Genomic DNA, 26,397 nt, shown 5'->3' with positions numbered 1-26,397 from the left:
GTCACTCCTTCGGGCCGCGCGCGGCAGCCGTGCTCTGGTCGATACGATAGGCGCGGCGGACGAGGCCGGCGGTCAGCTCCTGCGCGAGGTCCGCCGCCTCCCAGTCCGCGATGCGATGTTCGGCGACGAGCCGCGCCAGGAAGGCACAGTCGACGCGGCGCGCGACGTCGTGCCGCGCGGGGATCGACAAGAAGGCGCGCGTATCGTCGTTGAAGCCGACGGTATTGTAAAATCCGGCGGTCTCGGTCGTCATCTCGCGGAAGCGGCGCATGCCTTCGGGACTGTCGTGGAACCACCAGGACGGGCCCAGCTTCAGACACGGATAATGGCCGGCGAGCGGCGCGAGTTCGCGCGCATAGGCGCTCTCGTCCAGCGTGAAGAGAATGATCGACAGATCGGTCGAGGTGCCGAACCGGTCGAGCAGCGGCTTGAGTGCGCGGACGTAATCGGTGCGCGTCGGGATGTCCGCACCCTTGTCGCGACCGTGACTGGCGAACAGGCCGGCATTGTGGTTGCGGAAACTACCGGGATGGATCTGCATGACCATGCCATCCTCGATGCTCATCGCCGCCATTTCGGTCAGCATCTGCGCGCGGAACAGCTCGGCGTCCGCCGGGGTCCAATCGCCGCCGACGATCCGCGCGAACAACGCTTCGCATTCCTGCGGCGTCAGATTGGCGGTCGCTGCCGTCGGATGGCCGTGATCGGTCGCGGTCGCGCCCGCCGCCCGGAAGTGGGTGCGGCGCTTGCGGTGGGCGGCGAGATAGCCCTGCCAGCCATAGACGTCCTCGCCGGTCAACTCGGCGAAGCGCGCCATCGCCGGCACGAACGCCTCATGTTCGACGTCGATGACGCCATCGGGGCGATAGGTGGTGACGACGCGTCCGCCCCAGCCCGATGCGTGGATCGCATGATGCGCATCGAGGCTGTCCTGCGCGCCCTCGGTCGTCGCGAGAAAATCGATGCGGAAGCGATCGAAGAGCGCGCGCGGCCGAAATGCATCGGTGGCGAGCGCCTCTCCGATCGCGTCGAAATAGAGGTCGGCGGTTTCCGCCTCCAGCGCCACCTCGATCCCGAACACCTCGGCGAAGACATGATCGAGCCACAGGCGCGAGGGCGTCCCGCGGAACAGGTGATAATGGTCCGCGAACACGCGCCATGCCGCGCGCGGATCGGTGGCAGGCACGCCGCTTTTGTGCGGAATCGCCAGCGCGTCGAGCGCGATGCCTTGGCTGTAGAGCATGCGATACAGATAATGATCGGGCGCCAGCAGCAGCGAGGTCGCGTCGGTCCAGTTCGTATTCTCGGCGAACCAGCGGGGATCGGTGTGGCCGTGCGGGCTGACGATCGGCAAGTCGGCGACACCGGCATAGAGCGTGCGCGCGATGCTGCGTGTCGTCGGATCAGCCGGAAACAGGCGGTCGGGGTCGAGGCGCAAAGCCCGGGCCATCTCTATCCTCTCGAAGCGCCCTTCGGCAGGCGGCTGCCAGCTTGGTAACCGGTGTCAAATCGCGACGCAACCCCCAGCCTCATTCGCGCGGCGCCGCGACCGATGCACGGCGGATCAGCGTCGACAGAAAAAGCGAGGGTTCTTCCACGTCCGGTTCCTGCTCCATGCCGCCCGCGATCAGCTTGAGCGCCGCCGATCGCGCCATGGAGGCGATCGGCCAGCGCACCGTCGTCAGCGGCGGCCAGACATGCGCAGCGATCGGCGTGTCGTCGAAGCCGATGATCGACAGGTCGCGCGGAATCTCCAGGCCGCGCTGGCGGGCGGCATGGATCACGCCCGCCGCCATTTCGTCGTTCGAGGAGAAGATCGCCGTCGGGCGCGGCACGACATCGAGCAATCGCTCCGCCGCGACCAGCCCCGAATCGAAGGTATAATTGCCGTCGGCGATCATCGATCGCGGCAGCGCGATCCCCGCCTCCGCCAGCGCATCCTCGAAGCCCTGCCGCCGCTCGCGCGCCGAGCGGAAGCCGTGCGGCCCCGCGACCAGGCCGATGCGCCGATGCCCCTGTTCGATCAGATAGGCGACCGCGCCGTGCACCGCCTCGCGGTCGTTGGAAGCGACCATATGGTCGGCCGCATCCAGCACCGCAGACCCCATACGCACGTAACGGCAGCCGATATCGTCGCACAGCTTCGCCACCGAATCGTTCTCGCTGATCGGCGGCATCAGCAACACGCCGAACAGGCGCTGGCGTTCGAGGAAGTGGCGCAGATCCTCCAGCATCGTCGCCGAGCCGCGATCGAGCGGGCGCACCACCATTTCGAATTCGGTATCGTGCAGCGCCTCCAGCATGCCCTGCTGGACATTCATCACCGTCTGCGCATTGGGATTGTCGTGGACGAGGCCGATCAGGAAATTGCGGCGCAGCGCCAGCGCCCGTGCCTGCGGGTTCGGGATATAGCTAAGATCCGCGATCACCTCTTCGACGCGTTTGCGCGTCTCTTCGTTGAGCAAGGGCGAACGGTTGATGACCCGGCTGACGGTCTTCTTCGATACGCCGGCGACGCGCGCCACATCGTTGATCGTCGGCTGGCCGGTCTTCTGCATGCCACCGGGTGTAAAGCGGGCGAAACGATCCCGCCAGTCCCACGCCCTTGCAAAGATCGTCCGGACAGGACACATCTGACACCGGTTACCGAAACGAATGTCGAGAGGATGGCATGGCGAGGGCATGGAAGGTGGCGCCGACCGATACGGTCGCCACGATGCTGGACGATGCACGCGCCGGCGACACGCTGACGGTCGACGGCGCCGCCGGGGACGCGATCGGCCGCGCGATCACGCTCGAAGACGATATCGCGCGCGGGCACAAGGTTGCGCTGCTGCCGATGGGCCTCGGAGCGCCCGTCCTCAAATACGGCTTTCCGATCGGCCATGCCACGGCCGCCATCCGGCCCGGCGCGCACGTTCACAGCCACAATCTGTCGACCGCGCTCGATGCGACGCTCGACTATCGCTACGCGCCGGTGCCCGCGGCGACCCTGCCGCAGGCCGAGGCCCCGACCTTCATGGGCTATCGTCGTGCGGACGGGCGGGTTGCGACGCGTAATGAGATCTGGGTGCTGCCGACGGTCGGTTGCGTCGCGCGGACGGCGCAGCGGATCGCGGCGGGCGCCGCGGCACAGGTCGGCGATGCGGTGGATGGCGTCCACGCCTTCACCCACCCGCACGGCTGTTCGCAGCTGGGCGATGACTTGGGCGGCACCCGCGCGATCCTGGCCGGACTGGCGAGCCATCCCAATGCCGGCGGCGTCCTGATCGTCGGGCTGGGCTGCGAAGAGAATCAGGTCGCGGCGTTGCTCGATGCGGTTCCTGCGGAGCATCGCGGCCGGGTCCGCTCGCTGACCGCCCAGCTCAGCGCCGACGAGGTCGAAGAGGGCATCGCCGCGGTCGTCGCGCTTGCCGACGCGGCACGGGCGGACCGCACGCCGTGCCCGCTCAGCGATCTCGTCCTCGGCGTGAAATGCGGTGGATCGGACGGCCTGTCGGGCCTGACGGCCAACCCGCTGGTCGGGCAGATGAGCGACCGCGTCGTGGCTTCGGGTGGGCGCGTCGTCTTCACCGAAATCCCCGAGATTTTCGGCGCCGAACAGACGCTGATGGACCGCGCCGCCGCACCGCAGGTATTCGACCGGATTGTCGGCGTCGTGAACGGCTTCAAACGCTATTTCCTCGATCACGGCGAGCCGGTGTCGGAAAACCCCTCCCCCGGCAACGTCGCCGGCGGGATCACGACGCTGGAGGAGAAATCGCTCGGTGCCGTGCAGAAGGCCGGGCGGGCCCGCGTCGGCGCGGTGATCGATTACGGCGACGAGGCGACGCAGACCGGCCTCACCTTGCTGGAGGCGCCGGGCAACGATGCGGTATCCTCCACCGCCCTTGCCGCCGCGGGGGCGACGGCGATCCTGTTCACCACCGGACGTGGGACGCCGCTGGGTTTCCCGGTGCCGACGATCAAGATCGCATCGAACAGCGACCTTGCCGCGCGCAAGCCCGGCTGGGTCGATTTCGATGCGGGCGCGGTGCTCGACACCGGGTTCGACGCCGCATCCGAGGCCCTGCTCGCGCGCATCGTCGCGGTCGCGTCGGGCGAGACCACTGCCGCCGAACGCAACGGCGAGCGCGAGATCGCGATCTGGAAACGAGGCGTCACGCTATGAGACTATCCCGCGCCACCCTGCCCCAGGTGCCGGACGCCATCGCCGCGCCGCGCGAGCGGCCGGAGGGCAAGATCGGCATCGTACATTTCGGCCCCGGCGCCTTCCACCGTGCGCATCAGGCGACCTATATCGACGATCTGCTGGCACGCGACCCCTATTGGGGCATCGCAGCCGTGTCGCTGCGCAGCGCCGGCACGGTCGAAGCCTTGGCCGCGCAGGACGGCCTGTATACGCTCGCGGTGCGCGACGCTGAGCCGGCCATGCGCATCATCGGGGTACACAAACGCTTCCTGGGGCCCGACGACCATGCAGAGGTCGCGGCGCTGCTGGCCGACCCCAACGTCCGGCTGGTGACGATGACGGTGACCGAAAAGGGGTATTGCCTGCGGGCCGATGGCACGCTGGACATGACCCACGCCGATATCGTCCACGATCTGGCGGGCGCGCCGCCTCGCAGCATCGTCGGCTGGCTGGTGGCGGGGCTCGCCGCGCGCCGGGCCGCAGGCGTCGCTCCGTTCGTGGCGATGCCGTGCGACAATCTGGCGAGCAACGGGCGCAAACTGCACGCCGCGCTCGTCGCCTTCGCCGCCGCCCGCGATGCGGACCTGGCGGCATGGATCGCCGAGACGGTGCGCGTCCCCTCGACGATGGTCGATTCGATCACGCCGGCAAGCGATGCGACATTGCTCGCCGACGTGGCCAACGCGATCGGTTTGGATGACGACACTCCCGTCCAGCGCGAGGCGTTCGTCCAATGGGTGATCGAGGACGTCGGGGCGGACGCCATCACGGCCCTGGGCAGCGTGGGTGCGACGCTGACGCAGGATGTCGCCAGCTATGAGCGGGCTAAGCTGCGCATCCTCAACGGCGCACATTCAACCCTCGCCTATATCGGCCTGCTGCGCGGCGCGACGAGCGTGGCCGAAGCGATGGCGGATGGCCCCCTCGCCGCATTCGTCGCCGCGATGATCCAGCAGGATATCGCGCCGATGCTGACCCCGGTGCCGGGCTTCGATCTCGACGCCTATGCAGAAGCGATCCTGACGCGGTTCCGCAATCCCGCAATCGTCCACCGGCTGGACCAGATCGCGCAGGACGGTTCGCAGAAACTGCCCTATCGCCTCGGCGATACGTTGGTCGCCAACCGGCAGGCGGGGCGCATGCCGGCCCATGTGGTCCGCGCGCTCGGCGGTTGGGTCGCGTTCCTGATGGCGCGCGCGCGCACGGATACGGCGATCGTCGATCCGGCGGCCGACACGCTGCTGTCGATCGCGCGGCGACCGGACGTGGCGGCGGTGGTCGACGCGCTGATCGCGGCCGGACATCTGGTGCCGTCCGCCATCGCCGCCGACGCCGAGGTGCGCACCGCGATCGCCGCCGCCGCGACGGCCGCCGCGTCGGCGGACTGGCCGCGATTTTTCGTGTGAGGATGCTCGCGATGCTTGCCAATGACACCGGTTTCCCATATCCATCCGATAACGACGAATGACATGGGAGGGGCTGCGGTGAAGCCGGACAGCGATATCGCGCAGGTTGCGCAGGCGTTCGTGGAGGCGCGACGGACCGCCACGGCTTTGCCGGACTATCCGGGTACGATTCCGCACGATCTGGCGAACGCCTATGCGGTGCAGGATGCCGCGCTGGCACTCAGTGATCGTCCGGTCGCCGGCTGGAAGGTCGGCCGGATCAACCCGCCCGCCGAAGGGTTCGACCGCCTGGCCGGCCCGATCTTCGCCGATCAGGTCACCGACACCGAACATTGCGAGATGCCGATCTTCGCCGATGGCTTCGGCGCTGCGGAGGCGGAATTCCTGCTGCGCATCGGCCGTGCGCCCGATCCGGCGCAGCGAGACTTTTCCATGGCGGACGCGCGCGCGCTGATCGATGCGGTGCATGTCGGCATCGAGATCGCGAGCTCCCCCTTCCCCGGGATCAACACCAACGGGCCGACCGTCACCATTTCGGATTTCGGCAACAACAACGGCCTCGTCATCGGCGCCGCGATCGACGGCTGGCAGGATACCGACCTCAATTGCTGGCCGGTCGCGCTCTACATCAACGATGCGGAGATCGGCACCGGCATCGCCGCCGACATGCTCGATGGCCCCTTCGGCGCGGCGCGCTTCCTGTTCCAGCATCTCGCCGCACGCAATATCCCGGTTACGGCAGGACAGTGGATCTCGACCGGTGCGGTCACCGGCGTCCATCAGGTCGCCGTCGGCGACCGGGTGGAGGCGCGGTTCGACGGCCGCCTGTCGATCCACTGCACGATCACCGCGCAATAACGCGCCATCCCACGACGAACGGCCCGCCAAGAGGCCGCTGACACAGGAGAGACAGACCGATGGCAACGATCGAAGCGCCGGAGGTCACGGCCGCACCCGCCAGCGTCGGCCGCTATCGCTGGGTGATTTGCGGCCTGCTGTTTGCAGCGACCGCGATCAACTATGTCGACCGCCAGATGATCGGGGTGCTGAAGCCGACGATCTCGGCCGAACTCGGCTGGTCGGAAACGACCTATGCCGACGTCATCTTCTGGTTCCAGGCCGCTTATGCGATCGGCTATCTCAGCTTCGGGCGGATCGTCGATGCGGTCGGCGCGCGGATCGGCTATTCGATCGCCTTCGTCATCTGGACGCTCGGCCATACGCTGTGCGGCTTCGTCGGCTCGGCGTTCCAATTCTCGGTCGCGCGCTTCATTCTGGGCATCGGCGAAAGCGGCAATTTCCCAGCGGGCCTCAAATCGGTGACCGAATGGTTCCCGGCGAAGGAACGCGCGCTCGCGACCGGCATCTTCAACGCCGGCGCCAATGTCGGCGCGGTGGTGACGCCGCTGATCGTGCCGGTCATCACGCTCGCCTTCGGCTGGCGGATGGCGTTCATCGTGACGGGCGCCGTCAGCCTGTTGTGGCTGGTCGCCTGGATCGCGCTGTACCGCCGCCCGCGCGAAAGCACGAAAGTGTCCGCCGCCGAGCTCGCCTATATCGAAAGCGATCCCGCCGACCCGGTCCAGAAGATCGGCTGGCTGAAGCTGCTCGGCTATCGCGAGACCTGGGCCTATGCGCTCGGAAAGTTCCTGATCGATCCCATCTGGTGGCTGTTCCTCTTCTGGACGCCCGATTTCCTCGCCAAGACCTATCACCTCGACCTCGTCAGCTTCGGGCCGCCGCTGGTCGTCATCTATCTGATCTCCGACTTCGGCAGCATCGCGGGCGGCTGGTCGTCGTCGCGGCTGATGAAGCGTGGCTTCACCGCCAATGCCGCACGCAAATGGACGATGTTCGCCTGCGCGCTGCTGGTGACGCCGATCTTCTTCGCGCAATATGTCGACCATCTGTGGCTGGCGGTCGCGATCGTCGGCCTCGCCACCGCGGCGCATCAGGCCTTCTCGGCCAACCTCTACACCATCCCGTCGGACATGTTCCCGCGGGCGGCGGTCGGATCGGTGGTTGGCATCGGGGGCACGGTCGGGGCAATCGGCGGCATGATGATGGCGAAATTCACCGGCTATATCCTGCAGACGACGGGCAGCTACACGATCATCTTCGCGGTGGCGGGCAGCGTCTATCTGATCGCGGTCGGCGTCGTCCATCTGCTCAGCCCACGCCTCGCGCGGGTCGACGCGTTGTGAGGGGCGGCAGGCGCTCGCTGACCTCCGCGCTCGCACTGGCGACCGCCGCCCTTACGGCAGCGACGGCTCAGGCGCAGGAGACATCGCCCGGCCTGCTGTTCCACGCGCCGCTCGACACCGGCTTCGACGCGACCGTCGCGCACGGGGAGGCCGTGCCGAACTTCCGCGCCAACGTGCGCATCGTGCCCGACGGTGCGATCGGCGGTGCGGCGCATTGGGCGGACGACGGCTATGTCGCGTGGCGGGCGCCGGGCAATATGCGCGGCACCCGCGGCACCCTCTCCTTCTTCTGGCGTGCGCGTGAACCGCTGGGCGAGGCGCCGTTCGTCATCTTCCGCGCCGGATTCGCCGATCATACCAGCTGGGACATGGCGTTCCTGCGGATCGACTGGAACGGCCACGGCTTCGACGCCTTCGTCACCGACACGAACCTGTCGCGCATCCGCGTGTCGTGGCGCATGCCGACCATCCCCGATGCGAAGGCGTGGCAGCATATCGCCTTCGCCTGGGACGAGACCAAGGGCGTGACGCTCTACGTCGATGGCAGGGAGGTCGCCCGCAAGGACCAGACCGCCGACCTCGACACCGGCCTCGACCAGTTCGGCCTGGCGGGGCGCGTGCTGGCGCCGCATCAGGTGCAGAGCCGCTATAATTTCATGCGCGGGTCCGACGTCGACGATATCCGCGTCTATGACCGGATGCTCTCCCCCGCCAACGTCGCCGCGCTGGCGGCGAAGGCGGAACCGGGGCCCCTGCCCGCTGCCGACCCGCAAGGGGAGCGGCAGGCATGGCTGCACCGCTACGGCTGGGACAAAGGCTTGCCGCCTTTGCTCGACGCGCCGGTCACCCGCGTGCGCAAGGTCGAGTTCGCGGATGCGAAGGACCTGAAGGAGTGGATGTGGAAGGGTGTCGACGGCATCGCCGAGACGACGTGGCCCGGCGTCTACAACCGGTCGCGCCTGCCCGGTCGCGACGATTATTTCGAGCTGCCCGACTGGAACGTCTATGTCGAAGGCGGCAAGCGCTACGACCTGACCGTGCCGGCGGGCGAACGCTTCAACCGCGTCGAACTACGCGGCGCGGCCTATGGCAGCCTCAGCTGGACGGGTGACGGCAAGGACACGCTTCTCGCCACCCGGCCGAAGGGCGTGGTGCGCAGCGTCGATCAGTTCGCGCCCCGCACCGGCGGCACGCTGCACTTCACCAACGTGATGCAGGAACAGCCGATCCAGGAGCTGTGGGCCTATGACATCGGCGCCGGCACCGAACCGGCGGGCAGCTTCAAGCTCGACTATACGATCCGGGCCGACATGGCGCCGACACTCGCGGCGCTGGCACCGCTCAACGGCTTCATCGCCGGCCGCTACGCTCCCGACGAGCGGGCGACGGTCGTCGCGATGCCGACCGCGGGCGTAAAGGCTGCGGTGGGCGCCGGCGCGGCGGGCGGTGGCGGCACTGTGGCGCGCCCCGCCGGCATGGCGCCGATCGTCCATATCCTGATCCCGGCGAGCCTGGGCGATGCGCTGCCCGATCAGCCGGTCGCCCGCGCCTTCGATTACGGTTGGCAGAATCTGCGCGACGGGCTGGACGGCATCGCGATCGACCTGCCCGCGCTGCCGGGCACCAAGCCGGTCGCACTCGACATCCGCGTCAAGGACCCGATCTGGCCCGAGCGTGACATGATCGACCTGTCGGTCACCGTCCCGCCGGGGCAGAAGCGCACGCTGTGGCTCGACCTGCGCGATCGCATCCTGCCCAACGACAGCCTGTACCTGTCGATCGCCGCGTCCGACCCCGCTTTCTCCGCCAAGAGCCTCGACGGCGCGCGCATCCGATTGGTGTTCAAGCCGCGCGCGCAGGCCATCACCGAACATGTCGCGGACCGCTTCAACCAGGTGAAGGACAATTGGGCCTTCCTGGTCGAGGAGCATACTTCATCGAAGCGCATGGCGCTGTATCGCCGCCTGTTCGCCGACATCACCGATCTGCTGCGGGTCGATCCGGACCATAAGGAGGCGCAGGCCTATTGGGCGGATATCGACTATCGCCCCGAAAACCTGCCGCCCTTCACCCAGCCCGTCCCGACCAAGGGCGAGCCGCTGTGGGCGTTCCGCCAGCTTGAGGACCTGAAATACGTCCGCCGCTTCGTCGACTGGTGGATCGATCACCGCCAGGTCCCCTATGGTGACTTCGGCGGCGGCATTTCGGACGATACCGACCTGACGCAGCAATGGCCGGGCTTGGCGCTGATGGGGGTCAATCCCGACAAGGTGAACGCCTCGCTGCGCGCGCTGTCCGATGCGGTCTACACCAACGGCATGCGCGTCAACGGCCTGGGCTATATCACCACGGACGAGCTCCACGCCTATGAGGAGGGGCTGAACTCCGACGCCGAACGCCTGTACCTCAACTGGGGCGAGCCCAAGGCGGTCGAGCGGCTGATGGAAACGACGCGCGCCTTGCAGGGCGTGATCCTGAAGAACCCCGCCGGGCACCTGCATTTCGCCTCCAGCTGGTACGGCGGGCGCAAGATGTATCGCGACGCACCCTGGGCGTGGCAGAAGCCCTATGCCTTCACCGTCATGCACGCACCGATCCTGATCGGCCTGTACAACGGCAATCCCGCCGCGCGCGGGCTGGTGACCGGCGTGATCGACGGCTGGATGGCGCACGGCAAGCAGGATGCGAAGGGCGTCTGGAGCTATCCCAACGAAATCCACTGGGACAGCGACGCCGAGCGGACCGGCGATGGCGGCGGCATCTCGACGCCGTTGCAGAGTGCGTGGAGCGCATGGCGCTTCACCGACGATGCGAAATACCTCCGCCCGTTGACCAGCCGCATCGCCAAGTCGGGACCGGCATCGCTTGCCGAAATGAACGAAAATGCCTTCGCCGTCCTGCCCGAAGGCACGCGCTATCGCGACGCCATCGCGGCGGCGGCGAAGGACGATCCGTTCGCGCTCTACACGCGCTGGGATGCGACGGGCGACGTCACCGCGCTCGAACGGCTGCATGCCGACGCCATCGCCGACAAGGCGCGGCACGAATATATGTACACCGAGGGCCATTGGTGGTCCGACCGCGTCGAACAGCCCAATGAGATCCTGCAACGCGAACGGCTGGGCGGCATCGCGCTGCGCCGGAACCAGACGTGGCCCGGCAATACGGTATCGTGGCGCTTCGCTGAGCCCGACGCCGCCGGCGACGTCGCGATCCTGATGCCGAACGCGACGCCGAACCACTTCCGCGTCATCGCCTACAACCGCACCGATCGCGTGCAGCGGGCGGAGATGACGACGTGGAACGTCACCGCGGGTCAATGGACGATGCAGCGCGCGACGAGCAGCGACGGCGGCAAGACACTGGTGGCCGATGGCGGCGCGGCCACGCTGCCGCTCGAACGCAGCCTCGGCACCACCGTCGCCTTCGCGCCGCACACCACCACCGTCTATGACTTTACGCTCGCCAAGCCGATCGCGCCCGTCGAGCAGCGTCCCGATATCGGCATCGGCCGTGACGATGTGGTGCGCAACGGCCGCGGCCTGACGGTGACCGTCCATAGTCTCGGCGCACAGCCGACGACCGGGGGCACGCTGACCGTGCGCGGCGCCGACGGCGCGGTGCTGGCGACGTCGGCGATCCCGCCGCTCGCCGCGCCGACCGATCTGCGGCCCCGCACCGCCACGATCCGCATCGCCGCCCCCGCCAAGGCGACGAGCGTCGAGATCGCCTTGCCCGGTGACGCCCCCGAAGTGACGCGGCTAAACAACCGGGTGGCGCTGGAGCCCACGCGATGATGCGGCGGCGGCAGGTCCTCGCGGCGCTCGGCACGGGGGCGGCCTCCGCCCTCGCCGCGCCGGTCTTCGCCCGAACGGACGACGACCAGACGATCGGCGCCGCGCTCGACACCGCGGCGACGCTGCCGGCCGCCCAGGCGCTGGACCTGCTCGCCCCGCTCTCCGCGGCGGGCGCCGGCACCGGCCGCCGCCTCGACCTGCAGGCCGCCCGCGCCGGCCTCGCGATCGACGTCGCCCTGACGAACGCCAGCGACGCGGCGACGCGCTTTTCGTTGCAGACGCAGCGGGTCGCGGGCAACGACGCGCGGCTGGATACCGTCGCGCGCGATCTCGCCGCCGCCAAAGCCGCGCTGGACGCGCGCGCGAAGCGCCTGTTCGACCGGCTGGGCATCGCAGGTGGCACGACGGGTGCCCGGTTCGAGGCGCTGTGGCGCGACCCGCGCTGGCTGTTTGCCGACGATGCCGCCGGGCGCGAGGCGGCGGTGGCGGCGATGCGCGCGACGCTGGCGACGATCCGCCCGCAAATGCCCCGCCTGATCGGCCCGCTGCCCGCCGCCTGCCTGTCGGTCGACGTCCGCCCGCTCGACGCTGCCGAGATCGCCGCGGGCAAGGGCGGCTACCGCATCCTTCCCGCCCCGGGCGTGCAGGGCCTGTACGTCGTCGACCTCAAGGACATCCGCCGCCGCCCGCGCTTTTCCCTCCCCAGCGTCGTCGCGCATGAGCTTCTGCCCGGCCATATGGCGCAGATGCCGCTGGAGGCGCTCGCCCACCCCCACCCGCTGCGGCTCCGCTATGCCGCCGGCTTCAGCGAAGGGTGGGGCGTCTATGCCGAAATGCTGATGGCCGAGGCCGGCCTGTTCAGCGATCCGGCGACCATGCTGGGTCACATCCACTGGATGCTGTTCCGGGTGACCCGCGGCCTCGCCGACATCGACCTGCATGTGCGGGGCGTCGATACGGACAGCGTCGCGGCCCGGATCCGCGAGAGCCTTGGCGAATCCGTTTATTTTGCCCCCATCGATCGCGACGTGGTGCGGATCGCCAGCGACCCGGGGCTGCGCGCCGCCGATGCGTGGGTGCCCCTGCGCATCACCGCGGCACGCCCGCGCGCGCGCCATCGCTGGCCGCAATTCCATACGCCCCTGCTCGCCTTCGGCCGGCGCAGGACCGAACAGATCGCCGGATAAGCGCCGCGGCGCGCGCGCGTTACAGCGCGCGGAACCGGAAATCGCGGAAGCGCGCCTCGCCCGCGCCGGCCGCATACAGCCCCGGCCGCAGCATCAGGAAACCGCCGCGGACATTGTGGTGGTAGCCCGACACCTCCATCCCCCGATCGAACCGCCGCCAGGTCGCGCCGCCGTCTCCCGAGGTGTGGATTGCCACGATGTGCCGTGTGTTGGCGATGCGGATCAGCATGCGGCGTCCGTGCGGATTGGCGGGGCGCCCGCGTTCGTTGCCATATTGATGGGTGACGAAGCGCTTTTCGTCGAAGCCGAGCCCGCAATAGAGCTTGTCGTCGTAGAACAGGATCAGCCCCGCCGTACCGCCCGGCGCAATCTCCACATCGCACTGGAATTCGTAAGCCTGATCGCCGGCGGTCAACAGCAACGGCGCGGAATCCACAGGCGCCGTGCCGCGCCCCGCCAGATGCAGCGTGCCCGCATCGACGCGCACCCGCGCGTGTTCTTCGGGGCCGGGACGAAAGAAATTCCAATGCGCGCCGAGCGCCAGCGGCCGGGTGAAATCGTCCGACAGCGGCTGCCCGTGCGGACCGCCCTCGCCGCCTTTCGGTTTGGGCAGCGGCTTGGACAGGTCGCCGCCCGTCATGCGGAACCAGCCGTCGGCGGTCCAGCGGACGGGATCGAGCAGCACCTGCCGCCCCAGCGTCCAATACCCGTTCTCATAGCCGTGATACACCGACCACCAGCTGCCGTCCGGCCCCTCGACCAGGCTGGCATGGCCGCGCGACCACCATGTCTCGTCGTTGGAGACGGTGCGGACGACGGGATTGCCCGGATCGTTGACCCAGGGGCCGTGGATCGACCGCGATCGCGCGACGATCACCATATGCCCCGTCGGCGGTCCGGCGGTGCCGCCGACCGCGGTGATCATGTAGAACCAGTCGCCGTGGCGATGGATCTTGGGCCCTTCCGGGCTGAAGCCTTCGACGTCCCAATCGTCGGGATAACGCCAGGGATCGTAGACATGTTCGACCGGTCCGACCGTCGACAGGCCGTCGTCGGCCAGGCGGATCCGGTCGCCGCCGGACAGGAACAGCCAGCGCGAGCCATCCTCGCCCACCGCGTGACAGGGATCGATATGGTCGTGGAGGCCGAGGCTGATGGGCTCGGACCAGGGGCCATCGATATGATCGGCGTGGATGACGTAGATGTCGTTCCGGGGGCTCGCCTTGACCGGGATATACAAGAGATAGCGGCCGTCATGCTTGTCGAGGCTGACCGCCCAGACCGACCCGATGTTGCGGGTCAGCGCCGCCGTCCGCGGACGCCAGTTGACCAGGTCGCGGCTGTGCCAGATCGTCAGCCCCGGATAGCTGTCGAAGCTGGAAAAGGTCATGTAATAATCCGCGCCATCCTTCAGGATCGCGGGATCGGGCCGGTCGCCGCCGATCAGCGGATTAAGGAAGCGACCATCGCCAAGGTCGGCGATCCGCTGCCCTTCGTACCCGCGCCGCCACGGCGACGGCCTGGCTGCCGCACCGGCTGCGGCGGCCGGACTGGCGGGGATCAGCGCGCCGCCGCCTGCCAGCGCGGCAAGGCCGAACGCATCGCGCCGACTATATTCGGTCATGCAGCGTCCCGGATCGGGCGGCGAAGCGACACGTCATATCGTTGCATGGGCACGCCTTTTTCCGAATAAAGCGACTCCGCATACCGTTACCGGTACACGGAGCCGAAGTCGCCCCCGGGGAGATGGGGGAATGTCAGAAGCTGAAGCGCGCCCCCAGGCGATAGACGCGGCCCGAGCTGCCATATTGCGACACCGCTTCCTGCCCGGAATAGGCGTAGCGATTGCTGGTCTGGTTGGTCAGGTTCAGCCCCTCGGCCGAAATCGACAGCCCCTTCATCAGGTTGATGTTGAGCGAGGCGTCGACGTTGGTCGTCGCCCGGCTGTAGGCGAAGTCGTTGATCAACGGGCTGTCGCAGCCGACGCTTTCGACGCTGCCGCCGCCGACGGTGATCAGGCCCGGGCTGCACGATCCTGCCGCCAGCGGATAGGTCGTGCTGTAGCCCGCCCGCTGCGCCAGCGACACGCGGGCGCGGAACCCCTTGGTTTCGTAGAACAAGGTGGCGTTGATCGCGTCCGGCGACACGCCGAGGAACGGCCCCTTCCCCAGCAGCTGCGGCCGGATCGTCACGCCGGTCCCGGACACCGCGCCCGGATCGAGGATATAGTTCAGCTCCGATTTGATATGCGTGTAGTTGAACAGCACGCCGAAGTTGCGGAACACCCACGGCAGGAACGTGAGGTTCTGCTGGAAGTTGATCTCGATCCCCTTGATGTAACCACCCGGCGCATCGCGATACTGACGGGCGATGAAGGGATTGTTGTTGTCGAGATAGGCGAGCTGATTGACATTGGTATATTGCGCGCGGATCGCGGCGCGCGTCGCATCGTCGACGAATTGCGACAGCGGCGCGGCGAACAGCACCGTCTGCGGGAAGTTCTCGACGTCTTTCTTGAACACCGCGACCGAGAACAGGCTGCTGCGCGTGAAATACCATTCGGCGCTGAGGTCGATGTTGGTCGACCGGAACGGCGCGAGCTTGGGATTGCCGATGGTGAACGAAGCACCCTGATTATCGCCGTTGCTTGGGATCGAGATCGAGGTGATCGTGGGGGACAGATTGCCCAGCAGCGGGCGCGCCATCACCTTCGACGCGCCGATCCGCAGGATGAGGTTGCGGACGATCTCGTAATTGAGGTTCATCGACGGCAGCCAGTCGGTGTAGCTGTTCCGCCCGATGATCGGACGCCCCGCTTGCGAGGTCCCGGTCGACGTCACATCGGTGAAGGCGACGCGCGTGCCCGCATTGCCGCGCAGCGATCGGCCGAAAATCTCCGTGTTGAAGTCGAACTGGAGGTAGAGCCCCTTGTCATATTCGTCGACGCCATAGCTCGCCGACCCGCCGTTGCGCTTGGTGGTCAGGCGCCAGTCGCCATATTTGTTGATACAGTCGCACTGGAAGCCGAGCAGGTCGTTGAACTTGGCAAGGTCGGGCACGAGGAAGCGCGACACGGTGCCGGCCGGCGTCTGCAGCCCCTGGCCGAACGACACGATCTTGCTGTTCGCCGCGGTGGTCGACCCCGCCTCCAGCAGCGTCGGGTTGAGCGTATCCAAGTTGCGCTCGCCCTGCGACGTCTCGAAGCCGAAGCGGCGCAGCGTACCACCAAAGCCGATGTTGAACTGGTCGTTGATCCGCCAGTCGAAATCGGCGCGCATCGCCTGATAGGTGTTGCTGACGTAGCGTTCGTAGTGACGGATCGCCGAAAAGCCCTTCACCGTCGTCCAGTTCGCCGGATTGGCGACGTCGAACCCGAAGTCGAGCAACGGCATGTCGCCGTGGGCCCGATCATCGTAGACGAAGTTCTGGGGCGAATCCATGCGGTTGAACTCGACGAGCAACCCAGTGCTGTAGTTCACCGACTTCGACCGGCCATAGATGGCGGTCATCTTAAAATTGTCGGTGAATTCCTGATCCAGGCGGAACGTGCCCTGCCAGAACTTGGTCGTATATTCCGAATAATCGACCGCCGATCGCATGTCGACGTTCCGCAGCACCAGGTAATCGGCCAGCCCGTTCGTCACGTTCGCATCGAGGACGTCGACGCTCGGCCGACCGATCAGCTGGCCGCGATAGGCCAGGCCGTTGCTCGACGGAATGTACCCGACCGAATTCGGGTTGTTGTAATAATCATACGGGTCGAGATTATTGGGATTGGTGGAGAAGATATTGGCATTGCTCGGGTTGGTCGCGCCCGGCACCACCGCCGCAGTGCCGAGGACCGAGGACACCAATTGCCCTTGCGCGTTGAGCGCCGTGGCGAACGCCGGCTTCGTCCCGTACAGCGACTGGCCGCAATCCTGTGACACGGCGATGTCGCTGCCTGCCGCCGGGGTGCAAAGCCCCGGATAGGCCGCGCGTGCCGCCGCCGGCGTCAGCCGCCCCGCGGCCGTATTGTAGGCGGCGCTGGTATTGTTGCGATTGAGCCCGACCGGCGAGAGCTGGTCGTTTTCGCTGCTGTTGTGGAAGCGCGAATAGAGCCCGTCGATCGAGATGCGCGTCTTGTCGGTCACGTCCCATTGATAGGCCGCGGTCAGGCCTAGGCGCTGGTTGCGCACGACCTGATGCGTCAGCGACGGCAGAGCGGGAATCCGCACCGTCGAATCGTCGAACCGCCCCGGCGTATTGTACGGCGCGCCCGGATAGAGCTTGGCATAGGCCGTCGGGTCCGATCCCGTCTGGAAGGCCGTCGCATCGGGATTGGCATAATTGATCGTGCCGACCGGCGCCGAAAAGCCGGCGCGCTGCGGCGTGCCTTCGCCGACGAACTGGCTGCTGCGGTACAGATAGTCCGACGCGCCGACGCCGCGGTTATACTGGTCGATGATATTGTCGGTTCGGTTGTACGCGCCCGAGACGAGCAGCCCCATCCTTTTGTCCGCCCCGAAGCGGAAGGAGGCGAGCCCAGCGAGGCGCGGATTGGCCTTCTTGCTGTTCTCGTTATAGCTGGCCGTCGCCGACCCGCCGATGCGCGTCCCCTTGAAATCGAAGGGTTTGCCCGTCTCCAGATCGATCGTCGCGCCGAGCGAGCCTTCGTCGGTTTCCGCCGACGCGGTCTTCTGCACCTTCAGCGCGCTGAACAATTCGGAGGCGAAGGTCGAATAATCGAAGCTGCGGCTGCGATTGGGGCTGGTGCCCGAATCGTTCGATCCTGCCGTGGACAGCGCCTCGATCCCGTTGAGGCGCGTGCGGTTGAAATCGCCGCCCAGGCCGCGAACAGTGATGCCGCGCCCTTCGCCATTGTCACGATCGATCGACACGCCGGGCAGGCGCTGGAGCGATTCCGCCAGATTGGCGTCCGGAAAATCGGCGATGTCCTGCGCGTTGATCGCATCGATCTGCACGTCCGAATAGCGCTTCTGGTTGAGCGAATTCTGGATCGATCCGCGAAAGCCGGTGACGACGATATCCTGGGTCGGATCGAAATTGTCGGCGTGCGCGCCCTTCTGGCCATCGACGATCGATGGCGTGTGCGTGGCCTTCCCCGCGGTGTCGTGAGCGCCTGACGCCTTGCCGTCGGCGTGAGTCGACGCGGGGGTGCCGCTGGTCACGACCGGACCGGCCTGTTGCGCCGGGGCGATCGGGGTGGCCTGTCCCTGTGCCGATCCGGCGAACAGGCTGGCGAGCGACAGCGCGCCGAGCGACGCCCCGAGCTTGAGGAAGGGCATGGTCGAACAGGTCATCATCTTCTCCCAGGATATGGCCGGTGACCTCATGGGACCCGGCCTTGTCGACGTGCGTGCCGCGCGGGGTCTATGCCCCGTCGCCGGTCAGATCGTTGCGTGAGGGGCTCGCGGTTCGGTCAGCGACGCGATGGCGATTCGCACCCGTTCGATGCAGGCGGCAGACCGGGTCACCGGAGCAAAAAACCCTTTGTTACCGGTGTCATAGCAAGTTGTTTGGGCGCTGAAGGAAGCTACCGACAGTGTAGAAACCGGTGCCACCGCCGCGGTAACTATCGGCCTGCGCCAGAGAGGGCGTGACAACTCAAGTCGTTGTAAATACGTCATACTATCTGTCATTGCCCCCTCCTTGCCAGCGGTCCCGTTGAACTCTGATGGCAGCCTTAAAGCTATTCGATTCGAAGAAAGTCGCAAGCGTTTATTGTCACCGGTGTCATTGGCTGGCACGATGGTCTTCACAGACACGAACGGTGGAGAGGATCACGCGATGAAACGCTTTGTTCTGGCGTGTATATTGGCCACATCCCTGGCCCCGGCAGCCGCCACGGTGATCGGGCATATGGCGCCGCCCCCGTCCCTGACCGTCGACCGACTGGCAGGCTTACCGCCAGCGCAGCGGCACGCGTGGGAAGAGTATATCGCCCGCTCGACCGCGGCGATGGCCCGCGACAAAGCGGCGCTGGCCGCCGAACGGCAGGGCCTCGCCACGATTCCGGCGGCGCCGCCCGAAGGCAAGATCAAGACGATGCCGCTCGATCGCGATCCCGCCTGGTATACCGGCGACGCCGCGCGCGCGATCGCGGACAATATCGTCAGCTTCCAGACGCCGACCGGCGGCTGGGGCAAGAACCAGGATCGCAGCGCGCCGGCCCGCGTCCGTGGCCAGATGTACATCCCCTTCGACAGCAAGGCCGGCGCGCATGCGGCCGCCGATCTCGCGGGCGGCTGGGGCTTCGTGGGTACGATCGACAACGATGCGACTACGACCGAGCTCGCCTTTCTGGCGCGCGCGCAGGCGGGGCGGCCGGGCGCTGACGGCGCACGCTATCGCACCGCCTTCGTTCAGGGCATCCGCTATCTGTTGCAGGCGCAGCAGCCGTCGGGCGGCTGGCCGCAGGTCTATCCGTTGCAGGGCGGCTATCACGACGCGCTGACGCTGAACGACGATGCGATGCTGCGGGCGACTGCGCTGCTGCAGCGTGTCGCCGCCGGGACCGGCGACTTTGGCTTCGTGCCCCCCGCGCTGCGCACCGCCGCGCGAGAGGCCGCGGCGCGCGCGATGGCGACGCTGCTCGCGACGCAGGTGGTCGTGGACGGCCGGCCCACGATCTGGGCGCAGCAATACGACCCACTCACGCTCCGCCCGGTCGGCGCCCGCAATTTCGAGCCCATCGCGCTCGCCACCGCCGAAAGCGCCGCGGTCCTGCGCTTTCTGATGGCGGAACCCGACCCATCGCCGGCACTGCGCGCGGCGATCACCGCCGGCGCCGCCTGGTTCGCCGCCCATGGCATCGAAAACCATGTGTGGACGGACGCCAGTGCACCGGGCGGCAGGCGATTGACCGATCAGCCCGGCGCGAAAACCTTATGGGCGCGCTTCTATGACCCGGCCACCGAACGCCCCGTCTTCGGCGACCGCGACCGGTCGATCCACGACGACGTCAACGCCATCAGCCTGGAACGCCGCAACGGCTATGCCTGGTTCAACACCAGCGGCGCGAACGTCGCCGCCGCCTATGCGAAATGGCGCCGCCGCTATGGCGGCTGAGCGCGAGCGCTGGTTAGGGCGCTTGCCATACCAAGCGATCCCATCCGAGCGACGCCATGTTTGGCCCATTTGATAAAGTGATGGCCTGCCCCGCTCTTCCCCGCTGACGCGCAAGGTTCCACCCTGTCCTGCACGGCCGGCGTGATCGGCAACGGGAGAGGTGCATGTCGATCGACACGGCAGACACGATGGTGCGCAGGCCACCGCCGCAGGCGAGCGCGGCAGCAGGCGAGGAACAGCGTGGCGCCGGCCGCCGATGGTCCGCCGTCATCATCGGCACGGGCTTTGCCGGCATCGGCATGGCGGCGGGGCTGAAGCGCCAGGGCGTCGAGGACTTCGTCGTGCTGGAAAAGGCCGACACCGTGGGCGGCGTCTGGCGCGACAACACCTATCCCGGCGCGGCCTGCGATGTCCCGTCGCACCTCTATTCCTTTTCCTTCGCCCCCAATCCCGACTGGACGCGGGCCTTTGCCACCCAGGCCGAAATCCACGCCTATCTCGAACGCTGCGCCGACGATCTGGACGTGCGCCGCCATGTCCGGTTCGGGACGGAGGTGCTGGGCGCGGCCTTCGATGAGGCTGAGGCATGCTGGACCGTACGGACCGCGGATGGCGGCGTCTTCACTGCCGACCTGCTGATCAGCGCCGTCGGGCAATTGAGCCGCCCCGCCATCCCCGTGCTGAAGGGGCAGGAGGCCCTGAGCATTCCCGCCTTCCATTCCGCGCATTGGGATCACTCCATCCCGCTGGTGGGCAAACGGATCGGAGTGATCGGCACCGGCGCCTCGGCCATCCAGTTCGTGCCGAAGATCGCCGCCGATGCAGCCAGCGTCAGCGTCTTCCAGCGCTCTGCCGCCTACATCATGCCGAAACCCGATCGTCCGTACACGGAGCGGGAGAAACGCCGGTTTCGCGCGGTGCCGTCGGCGATGCGGCTGCACCGGCTGGGCATCTACCTGCGCTATGAATCGCGTGCGCTGGCGTTCACGCGGTTCAAGGGACTGATGGAAATCGCCGCCGCGCGGCCGTTCCGCCGGATGCTCGCGCGGGAGGTGGCGGACCCGCGGACGCGCGACAAGCTGCGGCCTGACTATCCGGTGGGATGCAAGCGGTTGCTCCTCTCGGACGACTATCTCGCGACGATGGCGCGACCCAATGTCGACCTGGTCACCGATCGCATCGCTCGCCTGACCGCCACCGGCGTCGAGACGGTCGATGGACGATCGCACGATGTCGACGTGCTGATCTACGGCACCGGCTTCGCCGCGACCGAATTCCTGTCGCCGATGACGATCCGGGGCCGGCAGGGCATCGCACTGAACGATGCCTGGCGCGACGGCGCCAGCGCCTATCTGGGCATGGCGGTGCCCGGCTTCCCCAATTTCTTTATGCTCTATGGCCCCAACACCAATCTGGGCCACAACTCGATCGTCTACATGATCGAATCGCAGATCGCGCATGTCCTGCGGTGCCGCACGCGCATGCAGGCCACCGGCGCCGAAACGATCGAGGTCGATGGCGATGCGTTCCGGCGCCACGACAGCCATGTGCAGGATCGGCTCGCGCGCACCGTCTGGGCGGGGTGCAAGAGTTGGTACGTCGACGCGCGCGGGCGCAACACGACCAACTGGCCGGGCTTTACCCTGTCGTATCGCGCGTTGACGCGGCGCCGCAGCCTCGATGCCTATACGTTCCAGAGCCGGTCGGCCCGGTCAGGCGCGGTGACCCTGTTGCCGCCGTCTGGGATCGTCGAGCGGGCGACGGCGCAGTCGCTTCGTCTGTTCCTGAGAGCTGCGTTTCGGCCGCTGATCGGCCCGCCCTTCCCCGTCGCGATCCAGCGTGGCGTCGTGGCACTGCTGTCGGGCCTGATGCCGGGGGTGAAGGGCGTGACGCGACGCAGCGCGGACGTGAACGGTTTGCGGATCGAGGTGATCGCGCCGCGCAAGCGGAGCGCAATACGGTGAGCGCGTTGCACGCGGGTGCGATCCTGTACCTCCACGGCGGCGCTTTCTGCCTCGGCAACGCGCGGTCGCACCGCTCCGTCACGACGCGGCTGGCGGCAGCGGCGGGACTGCCGGTCTGGGTGCCCGAATATCGGCTTGCACCGGAACACCCCCATCCCGCCGGGCTGCAGGACGCGCGATCCTGCTGGCGGGCGATGCGGGATGCCGGTTACCCGGCCGAACGGATCGTCGTTGCCGGCGACTCAGCCGGGGGTGCACTCGCACTGGCGCTCACCCTGTCGCTGCGTGACGACGGGGAAAACCTTCCCGCAGGCCTGGCGCTGCTGTCGCCGGTGACCGATCCGAGCCTGTCGGGATCGGTGCCGGGCACCCACTCCGGTGTCGCCGATCCGATGATCCGGCGCGGATGGCTGCGACAGGCGCTGGGCTGGTATCGCCTGCCCGCCAACGATGCCACCGGCCGACCGTTGCGGACCCCGCTGACCGGTCTTCCCCCCATGCTGATCCAGGCGGGCGATCAGGAAATCCTGCTGTCGGATGCCGTCCGGCTGGCAGCCCATGCGCGCCGATGCGGGGTCGAGACCCGGCTCGAAATCCATGCGCAGCGGTGGCATGTCTTCCACCTTCAGGCGGCATATCTCCGATCCGCCCGCCGGGCGCTAATCACCGTCGCGGAATTCGCACGCGCGCGCGTCACACCCACCATCGACACCGGCGATTCCGCGGTCTGTCGCAGGGCTTTTGCCGGGGAGCGGGCATCATGAGCCGTGGCGGCGTCATCATCACCGGCGCGGCGCGCGGCATCGGCCGTGCGACCGCAGAGCTGTTCGCCGGGCAGGGCTGGACGGTCGGCGTTGCCGATATCGACGCTGCGGAATGTGCCGTCGTGGCCGCGGCACTCGGCGGGCAGGCGATTCCGCTGCATCTGGATGTGGCCGACCAGACGGCCTGGATCGCGGCGCTCCGTCGCTTCGTGGCCCATGCCGGCGGCCTCGACCTGCTCGTAAACAATGCCGGTATCCTGATCTCGGGCCCCTTCGAGGACCAGCCCGTCGAACGTCACCTGTCGCTGATCGGAATCAACGTCATCGGCACGATCCTGGGGTGCCATAGCGCCCGCCCCTATCTGGCGGGCCGGCCCGGCGCCTGCATCGTCAACATGTCGTCCGCATCGGCGATCTACGGCCAGCCCGAACTCGCCACCTATTCGGCCAGCAAGTTCGCGATCCGGGGGCTGACCGAGGCCCTCAACATCGAATGGCAATCGGACGGTATCCGCGTCGTCGATGTCATGCCGTTGTTCGTCCGCACCGACATGGTTCAGGGGATGACCGCGCGCAGCTTCGACCGCATGGGTGCCAGGCTGACGCCGTCCGACGTCGCACGCACCGTCCATGCGGCGGCCACGGCCAGGGACGATCCGGGCAAGGTGCATTGGCCTGTGGGCAGGATGACGGGCCTGATGCGTCGGCTCGTGGACCTCGCGCCCGACCGGCTGGTCCGCAGGATGATGAGCCAGACAAGCTGACGATCCCACGAAGGACAGGACGGCCCCGCCGCAAGAGCGGGCATCGAGAGGAGCAGGATGATGATCGAGACGGCAGATTATATCGTGGTGGGAGCAGGCCCCGGCGGTTGCGCGGTCGCCGCACGCCTTGCCGCCGCCCGTCCCGACCGCACGGTCGCGCTGCTGGAAACCGGGCCGGCACGCGCGTCCATACTCTCCGATATCCCGCTCGGCATTGCGGGCCTCGTCGCCTTTCGGGGCCGTCACAATTATGCCTATCAGACCGAACCGCAGCCCGCGCTTGGCGGACGGCGTGGCTATCAGCCCCGCGGGCGCGGCCTTGGGGGGTCGAGCCTCATCAATGCGATGATCTACATCCGGGGACAGCCGCAGGATTTCGACGGCTGGGCCGCCGAGGGATGCTCGGGATGGGGATGGCATGATGTCCTCCCCTATTTCCGGCGCGCCGAAGACAATGCCCGCGGCGCCGATGCGCTGCACGGCGCGGGCGGTCCGCTGCGCGTCGAGGATCTGCGCGAGCCCAATCCCGCGACCGCGGCCTTTATCGAAGCCGCGCGTCAATGCGGCTATTCGCATAACGGCGACTTCAACGGCCCCGAGCAGGAAGGCATCGGCGCATATCAGGTGTTCCAGAAGGCCGGACGCCGGTTCAACGCCGCCGCCGCCTATCTGGGTATGGTGGCCGGCCACCAGAACCTAGTCGTCATTGCCGATGCACTCTGCACCGGCATCACCTTCGACGGCCTGCGCGCGGCCGGCGTCCGCTATCGGCGCAGCGGCGCGGAGCATCGACTTGCCGCGCGGCAGGAGGTCATTCTCGCCGCGGGAGCATTCGGCACCCCGCAACTGTTGATGACGTCCGGCATCGGCCCCGCGGCCGAACTGGCGCGCCACGGCATTCCCGTCGTCCACGACCTCATGGGGGTCGGCCAGAATCTACAGGATCATATCGACTATACGATCAGCGCGCGTTCGGCCGCATCCGGGCTGTTCGGCGTCAGCGGTGCCACCGCGATCGGCGGCATACGCGACCTGTATCCCTGGATGCGCAAGGGCCGCGGCATGCTGACCACCAACGTCGCCGAAGCGGGCGGATTCGTGAAAAGCGATCCGAATCTGTCCCGCCCCGACCTTCAGCTTCATTTCTGCCTGGGGGTCGTCGACGACCACAATCGCAAGGTCCACCTCGGTCGCGGCTATTCGCTCCACGTCTGCTCGCTACGCCCCTACAGCCGCGGCGAGCTACGGCTGCGCAGCGCCGACATGCGCGACGCACCGGTCATCGATCCCCGCTTTCTGTCCGATCCGCGCGACATGGATACGCTGCTGGCGGGCGCGCGCATTTCGCAGAGGATCATCACGGCCCCTGCGCTCGCCCGGCTGAAGGGGCGCCCGATCTATGGCACCGGCCAGGACGACGACGACACGTTGCGCCAGCTCATCCGCGACCATGCCGATACGATCTATCACCCCGTCGGTACGTGCCGCATGGGCAGCGATGCCGCCTCCGTCGTCGACCCGCAGTTGCGTGTGCGCGGCGTCGCCGGGCTGCGCATCGCGGACGCCTCGATCATGCCCCATCTCGTCAGCGGCAATACGCAGGCGCCGACCGCGATGATCGGCGAAAAGGCGGCGGACCTGATCCTCGGCTCGAACGCCTATGCGGCGGACCATCGGTCAGTCGCCTGAGGTCTCTGCGCCCAACGCCTGCCGACGGTAGGCGCTGGGCGCCACGCCCGTCCATCGCTTGAACGCCTGCGAAAAGCTCGACAGGTCGCTGAAGCCGAGCTCTGCGGCAATGTCGCCGATCGACAGGCGGTTGGCCGCCAACAGGGTTTCCGCCCGTGCGCGCCGGCTTTCGGCGGACAAAGCGCGGAAGGACGTGCCCTCCGCCTTCAGCCGGCGCTTGAGCGTCCGCTCGCTGACGTTGGTCATCCGTGCGAGTTCCGTCAGCCGGACCGGCGCGCTCGCCGACGCGGCGTTGCGATAGTGCGATGCGAATCCGGCGATCGGCGGGCTGGCAGGCTGCCGGTCCAGCTGATGCCGACACAGCGTCTGGCACGTCGCGGCGGTCGCGGCATTGGCTTGCGGCAGCGGTCGTTCCAGAAACACACGGTCGAAGACGATCCGATTGCCTCCCACCCCCAGTTCCACCTTGGCGCCCAGGATGTCGGGCAGCGCTGCCGTGTCTTCGCTTGGTCGCGACATCGCGAGGGTGAAGCGCCTGAGGGAAAAGTCCGGCCCCACGACCTCACGCTGCAGAAGCGAGGCCGCGGCCATGTCCCGTGCGATCAGGAAGGCCTCCAGATCGGCCGGCAGGCCCGGCTCGCCGAAGACCAATGCGGCGTGGTGCGCGGTTTCCTCATAGTCGATCGTCGTAAAGGCGTGGGTCAGCGGCAGCGACCGCAAGGCGAATTGCATCGCGTCCCGGCCGGTCGCGCTGCTGATCAGGGCCAACCCCCAGATGCCATAGGTCGCGAAATGGAAGCTCAGCCCCATGTCCAATCCCAGGCGCACGGGATCGCCGAGGCGCTGGACGATATTGGCGATGACGCGCAATTCCTGGGTGGCCGCCACGTCCGCGTTAGGCTGGCGGAGCTGCGCCTGCGTGATCCCGCTCTCCGCAAGCGTGTCGCTCAGCGACATGCCATGCCGTCTCGCGAAATCGATCAGCACCAGGATACCGCCCAATCCGCGCGAAAATGCCCAATGTTGCATCACATCTCTCGCCACCCCGCCCGCACACCGCGATCCACCGCGGTGAGTGACACATCCTATGGCCTGCAAACCGGAAAAGGGAGCCTGGGCGATGACAGATAGATTCGCAAAACCGTGCATCAGGCTTTCACGAAAACCAAGCATCGTATGGGGTTCTAAAGTTGGGCCGCCCATCCGACCTGGACGAACCCATTAAGCCTTAAGATGTATTCGGAGATGTGGCGGAGCGGGAGGGATTCGAACCCTCGATACGCTTTTGGCGTATACTCACTTTCCAGGCGAGCGCCTTCGACCACTCGGCCACCGCTCCGCATGTCCTGGAAGGGGGCG

Annotated in this window: 16 protein-coding genes and 1 tRNA gene; 11 read left to right on the top strand and 6 right to left on the bottom strand. The window is 67.4% G+C overall.

What is annotated here, in order from left to right; all coding sequences use genetic code 11:
• Window position 1: 1 nt before the first annotated feature.
• Window positions 2–1,450, bottom strand: a complete 1,449-nt coding sequence (uxaC, locus tag SPHME3_RS0107335; RefSeq protein WP_018250654.1) for a glucuronate isomerase — start codon at window positions 1,448–1,450, stop codon at window positions 2–4.
• Between the two features lie 79 nt (window positions 1,451–1,529).
• A complete protein-coding gene (locus SPHME3_RS0107330) occupies window positions 1,530–2,558 on the bottom strand; it encodes a LacI family DNA-binding transcriptional regulator (RefSeq protein WP_017979819.1) in 1,029 nt (342 codons plus the stop codon).
• A 113-nt stretch (window positions 2,559–2,671) separates the two neighbouring features.
• Here SPHME3_RS0107330 and SPHME3_RS0107325 point away from each other — a divergent pair, with 113 nt between their 5' ends.
• The 6 genes from SPHME3_RS0107325 (at window position 2,672) to SPHME3_RS0107300 (ending at window position 12,786) form a co-directional block, all read left to right on the top strand.
• Window positions 2,672–4,171 carry a UxaA family hydrolase gene (locus tag SPHME3_RS0107325; RefSeq protein WP_017979820.1) on the top strand — a complete coding sequence of 500 codons (1,500 nt, stop codon included), beginning with the start codon at window positions 2,672–2,674 and terminating at the stop codon, window positions 4,169–4,171.
• Window positions 4,168–5,598 carry a mannitol dehydrogenase family protein gene (locus SPHME3_RS0107320; RefSeq protein WP_020486580.1) on the top strand — a complete coding sequence of 477 codons (1,431 nt, stop codon included), beginning with the start codon at window positions 4,168–4,170 and terminating at the stop codon, window positions 5,596–5,598. Before SPHME3_RS0107325 ends, SPHME3_RS0107320 begins: the two co-directional genes overlap by 4 nt.
• A 63-nt stretch (window positions 5,599–5,661) precedes the next feature.
• The gene (locus SPHME3_RS0107315; RefSeq protein ID WP_051066235.1) at window positions 5,662–6,456 is read left to right on the top strand and encodes a 2-keto-4-pentenoate hydratase; all 795 of its coding nucleotides are present in this window, start codon (window positions 5,662–5,664) and stop codon (window positions 6,454–6,456) included.
• Window positions 6,457–6,515: 59 nt separating this feature from the next.
• On the top strand, window positions 6,516–7,802 hold the full coding sequence (locus SPHME3_RS0107310; RefSeq protein ID WP_017979823.1) for an MFS transporter: 1,287 nt from the start codon (window positions 6,516–6,518) through the stop codon (window positions 7,800–7,802).
• Complete coding sequence (locus tag SPHME3_RS0107305) at window positions 7,799–11,599, top strand: LamG-like jellyroll fold domain-containing protein (protein ID WP_017979824.1); 3,801 nt, start codon at window positions 7,799–7,801, stop codon at window positions 11,597–11,599. The genes SPHME3_RS0107310 and SPHME3_RS0107305 overlap by 4 nt, the downstream gene beginning before the upstream one ends.
• The gene (locus SPHME3_RS0107300) at window positions 11,596–12,786 is read left to right on the top strand and encodes a DUF885 family protein (protein WP_026189065.1); all 1,191 of its coding nucleotides are present in this window, start codon (window positions 11,596–11,598) and stop codon (window positions 12,784–12,786) included. Before SPHME3_RS0107305 ends, SPHME3_RS0107300 begins: the two co-directional genes overlap by 4 nt.
• Before the next feature lie 19 nt (window positions 12,787–12,805).
• Here the strand turns inward: SPHME3_RS0107300 and SPHME3_RS0107295 are convergent, their stop codons facing one another.
• Both SPHME3_RS0107295 and SPHME3_RS0107290 read right to left on the bottom strand, forming a co-directional pair.
• Window positions 12,806–14,410: a family 43 glycosylhydrolase gene (locus SPHME3_RS0107295; protein WP_017979826.1), complete on the bottom strand. Its 1,605-nt coding sequence runs from the start codon at window positions 14,408–14,410 to the stop codon at window positions 12,806–12,808.
• Between the two features lie 133 nt (window positions 14,411–14,543).
• Entirely contained in the window at window positions 14,544–18,092 is a 3,549-nt protein-coding gene (locus SPHME3_RS0107290) for a TonB-dependent receptor domain-containing protein (RefSeq protein WP_231292049.1), read from the bottom strand.
• A 484-nt stretch (window positions 18,093–18,576) separates the two neighbouring features.
• On the opposite strand from SPHME3_RS0107290, the gene pelA reads away from it, so the two are divergent.
• The 5 genes from pelA (at window position 18,577) to SPHME3_RS0107265 (ending at window position 25,038) form a co-directional block, all read left to right on the top strand.
• A complete protein-coding gene (pelA, locus tag SPHME3_RS0107280; RefSeq protein WP_231376746.1) occupies window positions 18,577–19,857 on the top strand; it encodes a pectate lyase in 1,281 nt (426 codons plus the stop codon).
• Between the two features lie 164 nt (window positions 19,858–20,021).
• Window positions 20,022–21,821: a flavin-containing monooxygenase gene (locus SPHME3_RS19995; protein ID WP_196795642.1), complete on the top strand. Its 1,800-nt coding sequence runs from the start codon at window positions 20,022–20,024 to the stop codon at window positions 21,819–21,821.
• A complete protein-coding gene (locus tag SPHME3_RS21305; RefSeq protein WP_196795643.1) occupies window positions 21,818–22,585 on the top strand; it encodes an alpha/beta hydrolase fold domain-containing protein in 768 nt (255 codons plus the stop codon). Before SPHME3_RS19995 ends, SPHME3_RS21305 begins: the two co-directional genes overlap by 4 nt.
• Window positions 22,582–23,349, top strand: a complete 768-nt coding sequence (locus SPHME3_RS0107270) for an SDR family oxidoreductase (protein WP_017979830.1) — start codon at window positions 22,582–22,584, stop codon at window positions 23,347–23,349. The genes SPHME3_RS21305 and SPHME3_RS0107270 overlap by 4 nt, the downstream gene beginning before the upstream one ends.
• 57 nt (window positions 23,350–23,406) lie before the next feature.
• Complete coding sequence (locus SPHME3_RS0107265; protein WP_018250650.1) at window positions 23,407–25,038, top strand: GMC family oxidoreductase; 1,632 nt, start codon at window positions 23,407–23,409, stop codon at window positions 25,036–25,038.
• Here SPHME3_RS0107265 and SPHME3_RS0107260 read toward each other — a convergent pair.
• Together SPHME3_RS0107260 and SPHME3_RS0107255 are read right to left on the bottom strand one after the other, a co-directional pair.
• On the bottom strand, window positions 25,027–26,067 hold the full coding sequence (locus tag SPHME3_RS0107260) for an AraC family transcriptional regulator (protein WP_017979832.1): 1,041 nt from the start codon (window positions 26,065–26,067) through the stop codon (window positions 25,027–25,029). The genes SPHME3_RS0107265 and SPHME3_RS0107260 overlap by 12 nt on opposite strands.
• 219 nt (window positions 26,068–26,286) lie before the next feature.
• Window positions 26,287–26,377, bottom strand: a tRNA-Ser gene (locus SPHME3_RS0107255).
• Window positions 26,378–26,397 lie beyond the last annotated feature (20 nt).

It is taken from the genome of Sphingomonas melonis DAPP-PG 224, from assembly GCF_000379045.1.
Classification (GTDB): domain Bacteria; phylum Pseudomonadota; class Alphaproteobacteria; order Sphingomonadales; family Sphingomonadaceae; genus Sphingomonas; species Sphingomonas aquatilis.
The sequence above is the reverse complement of the archived record's forward strand: the minus strand, read 5'-3'. Positions and strand labels throughout refer to the sequence as shown.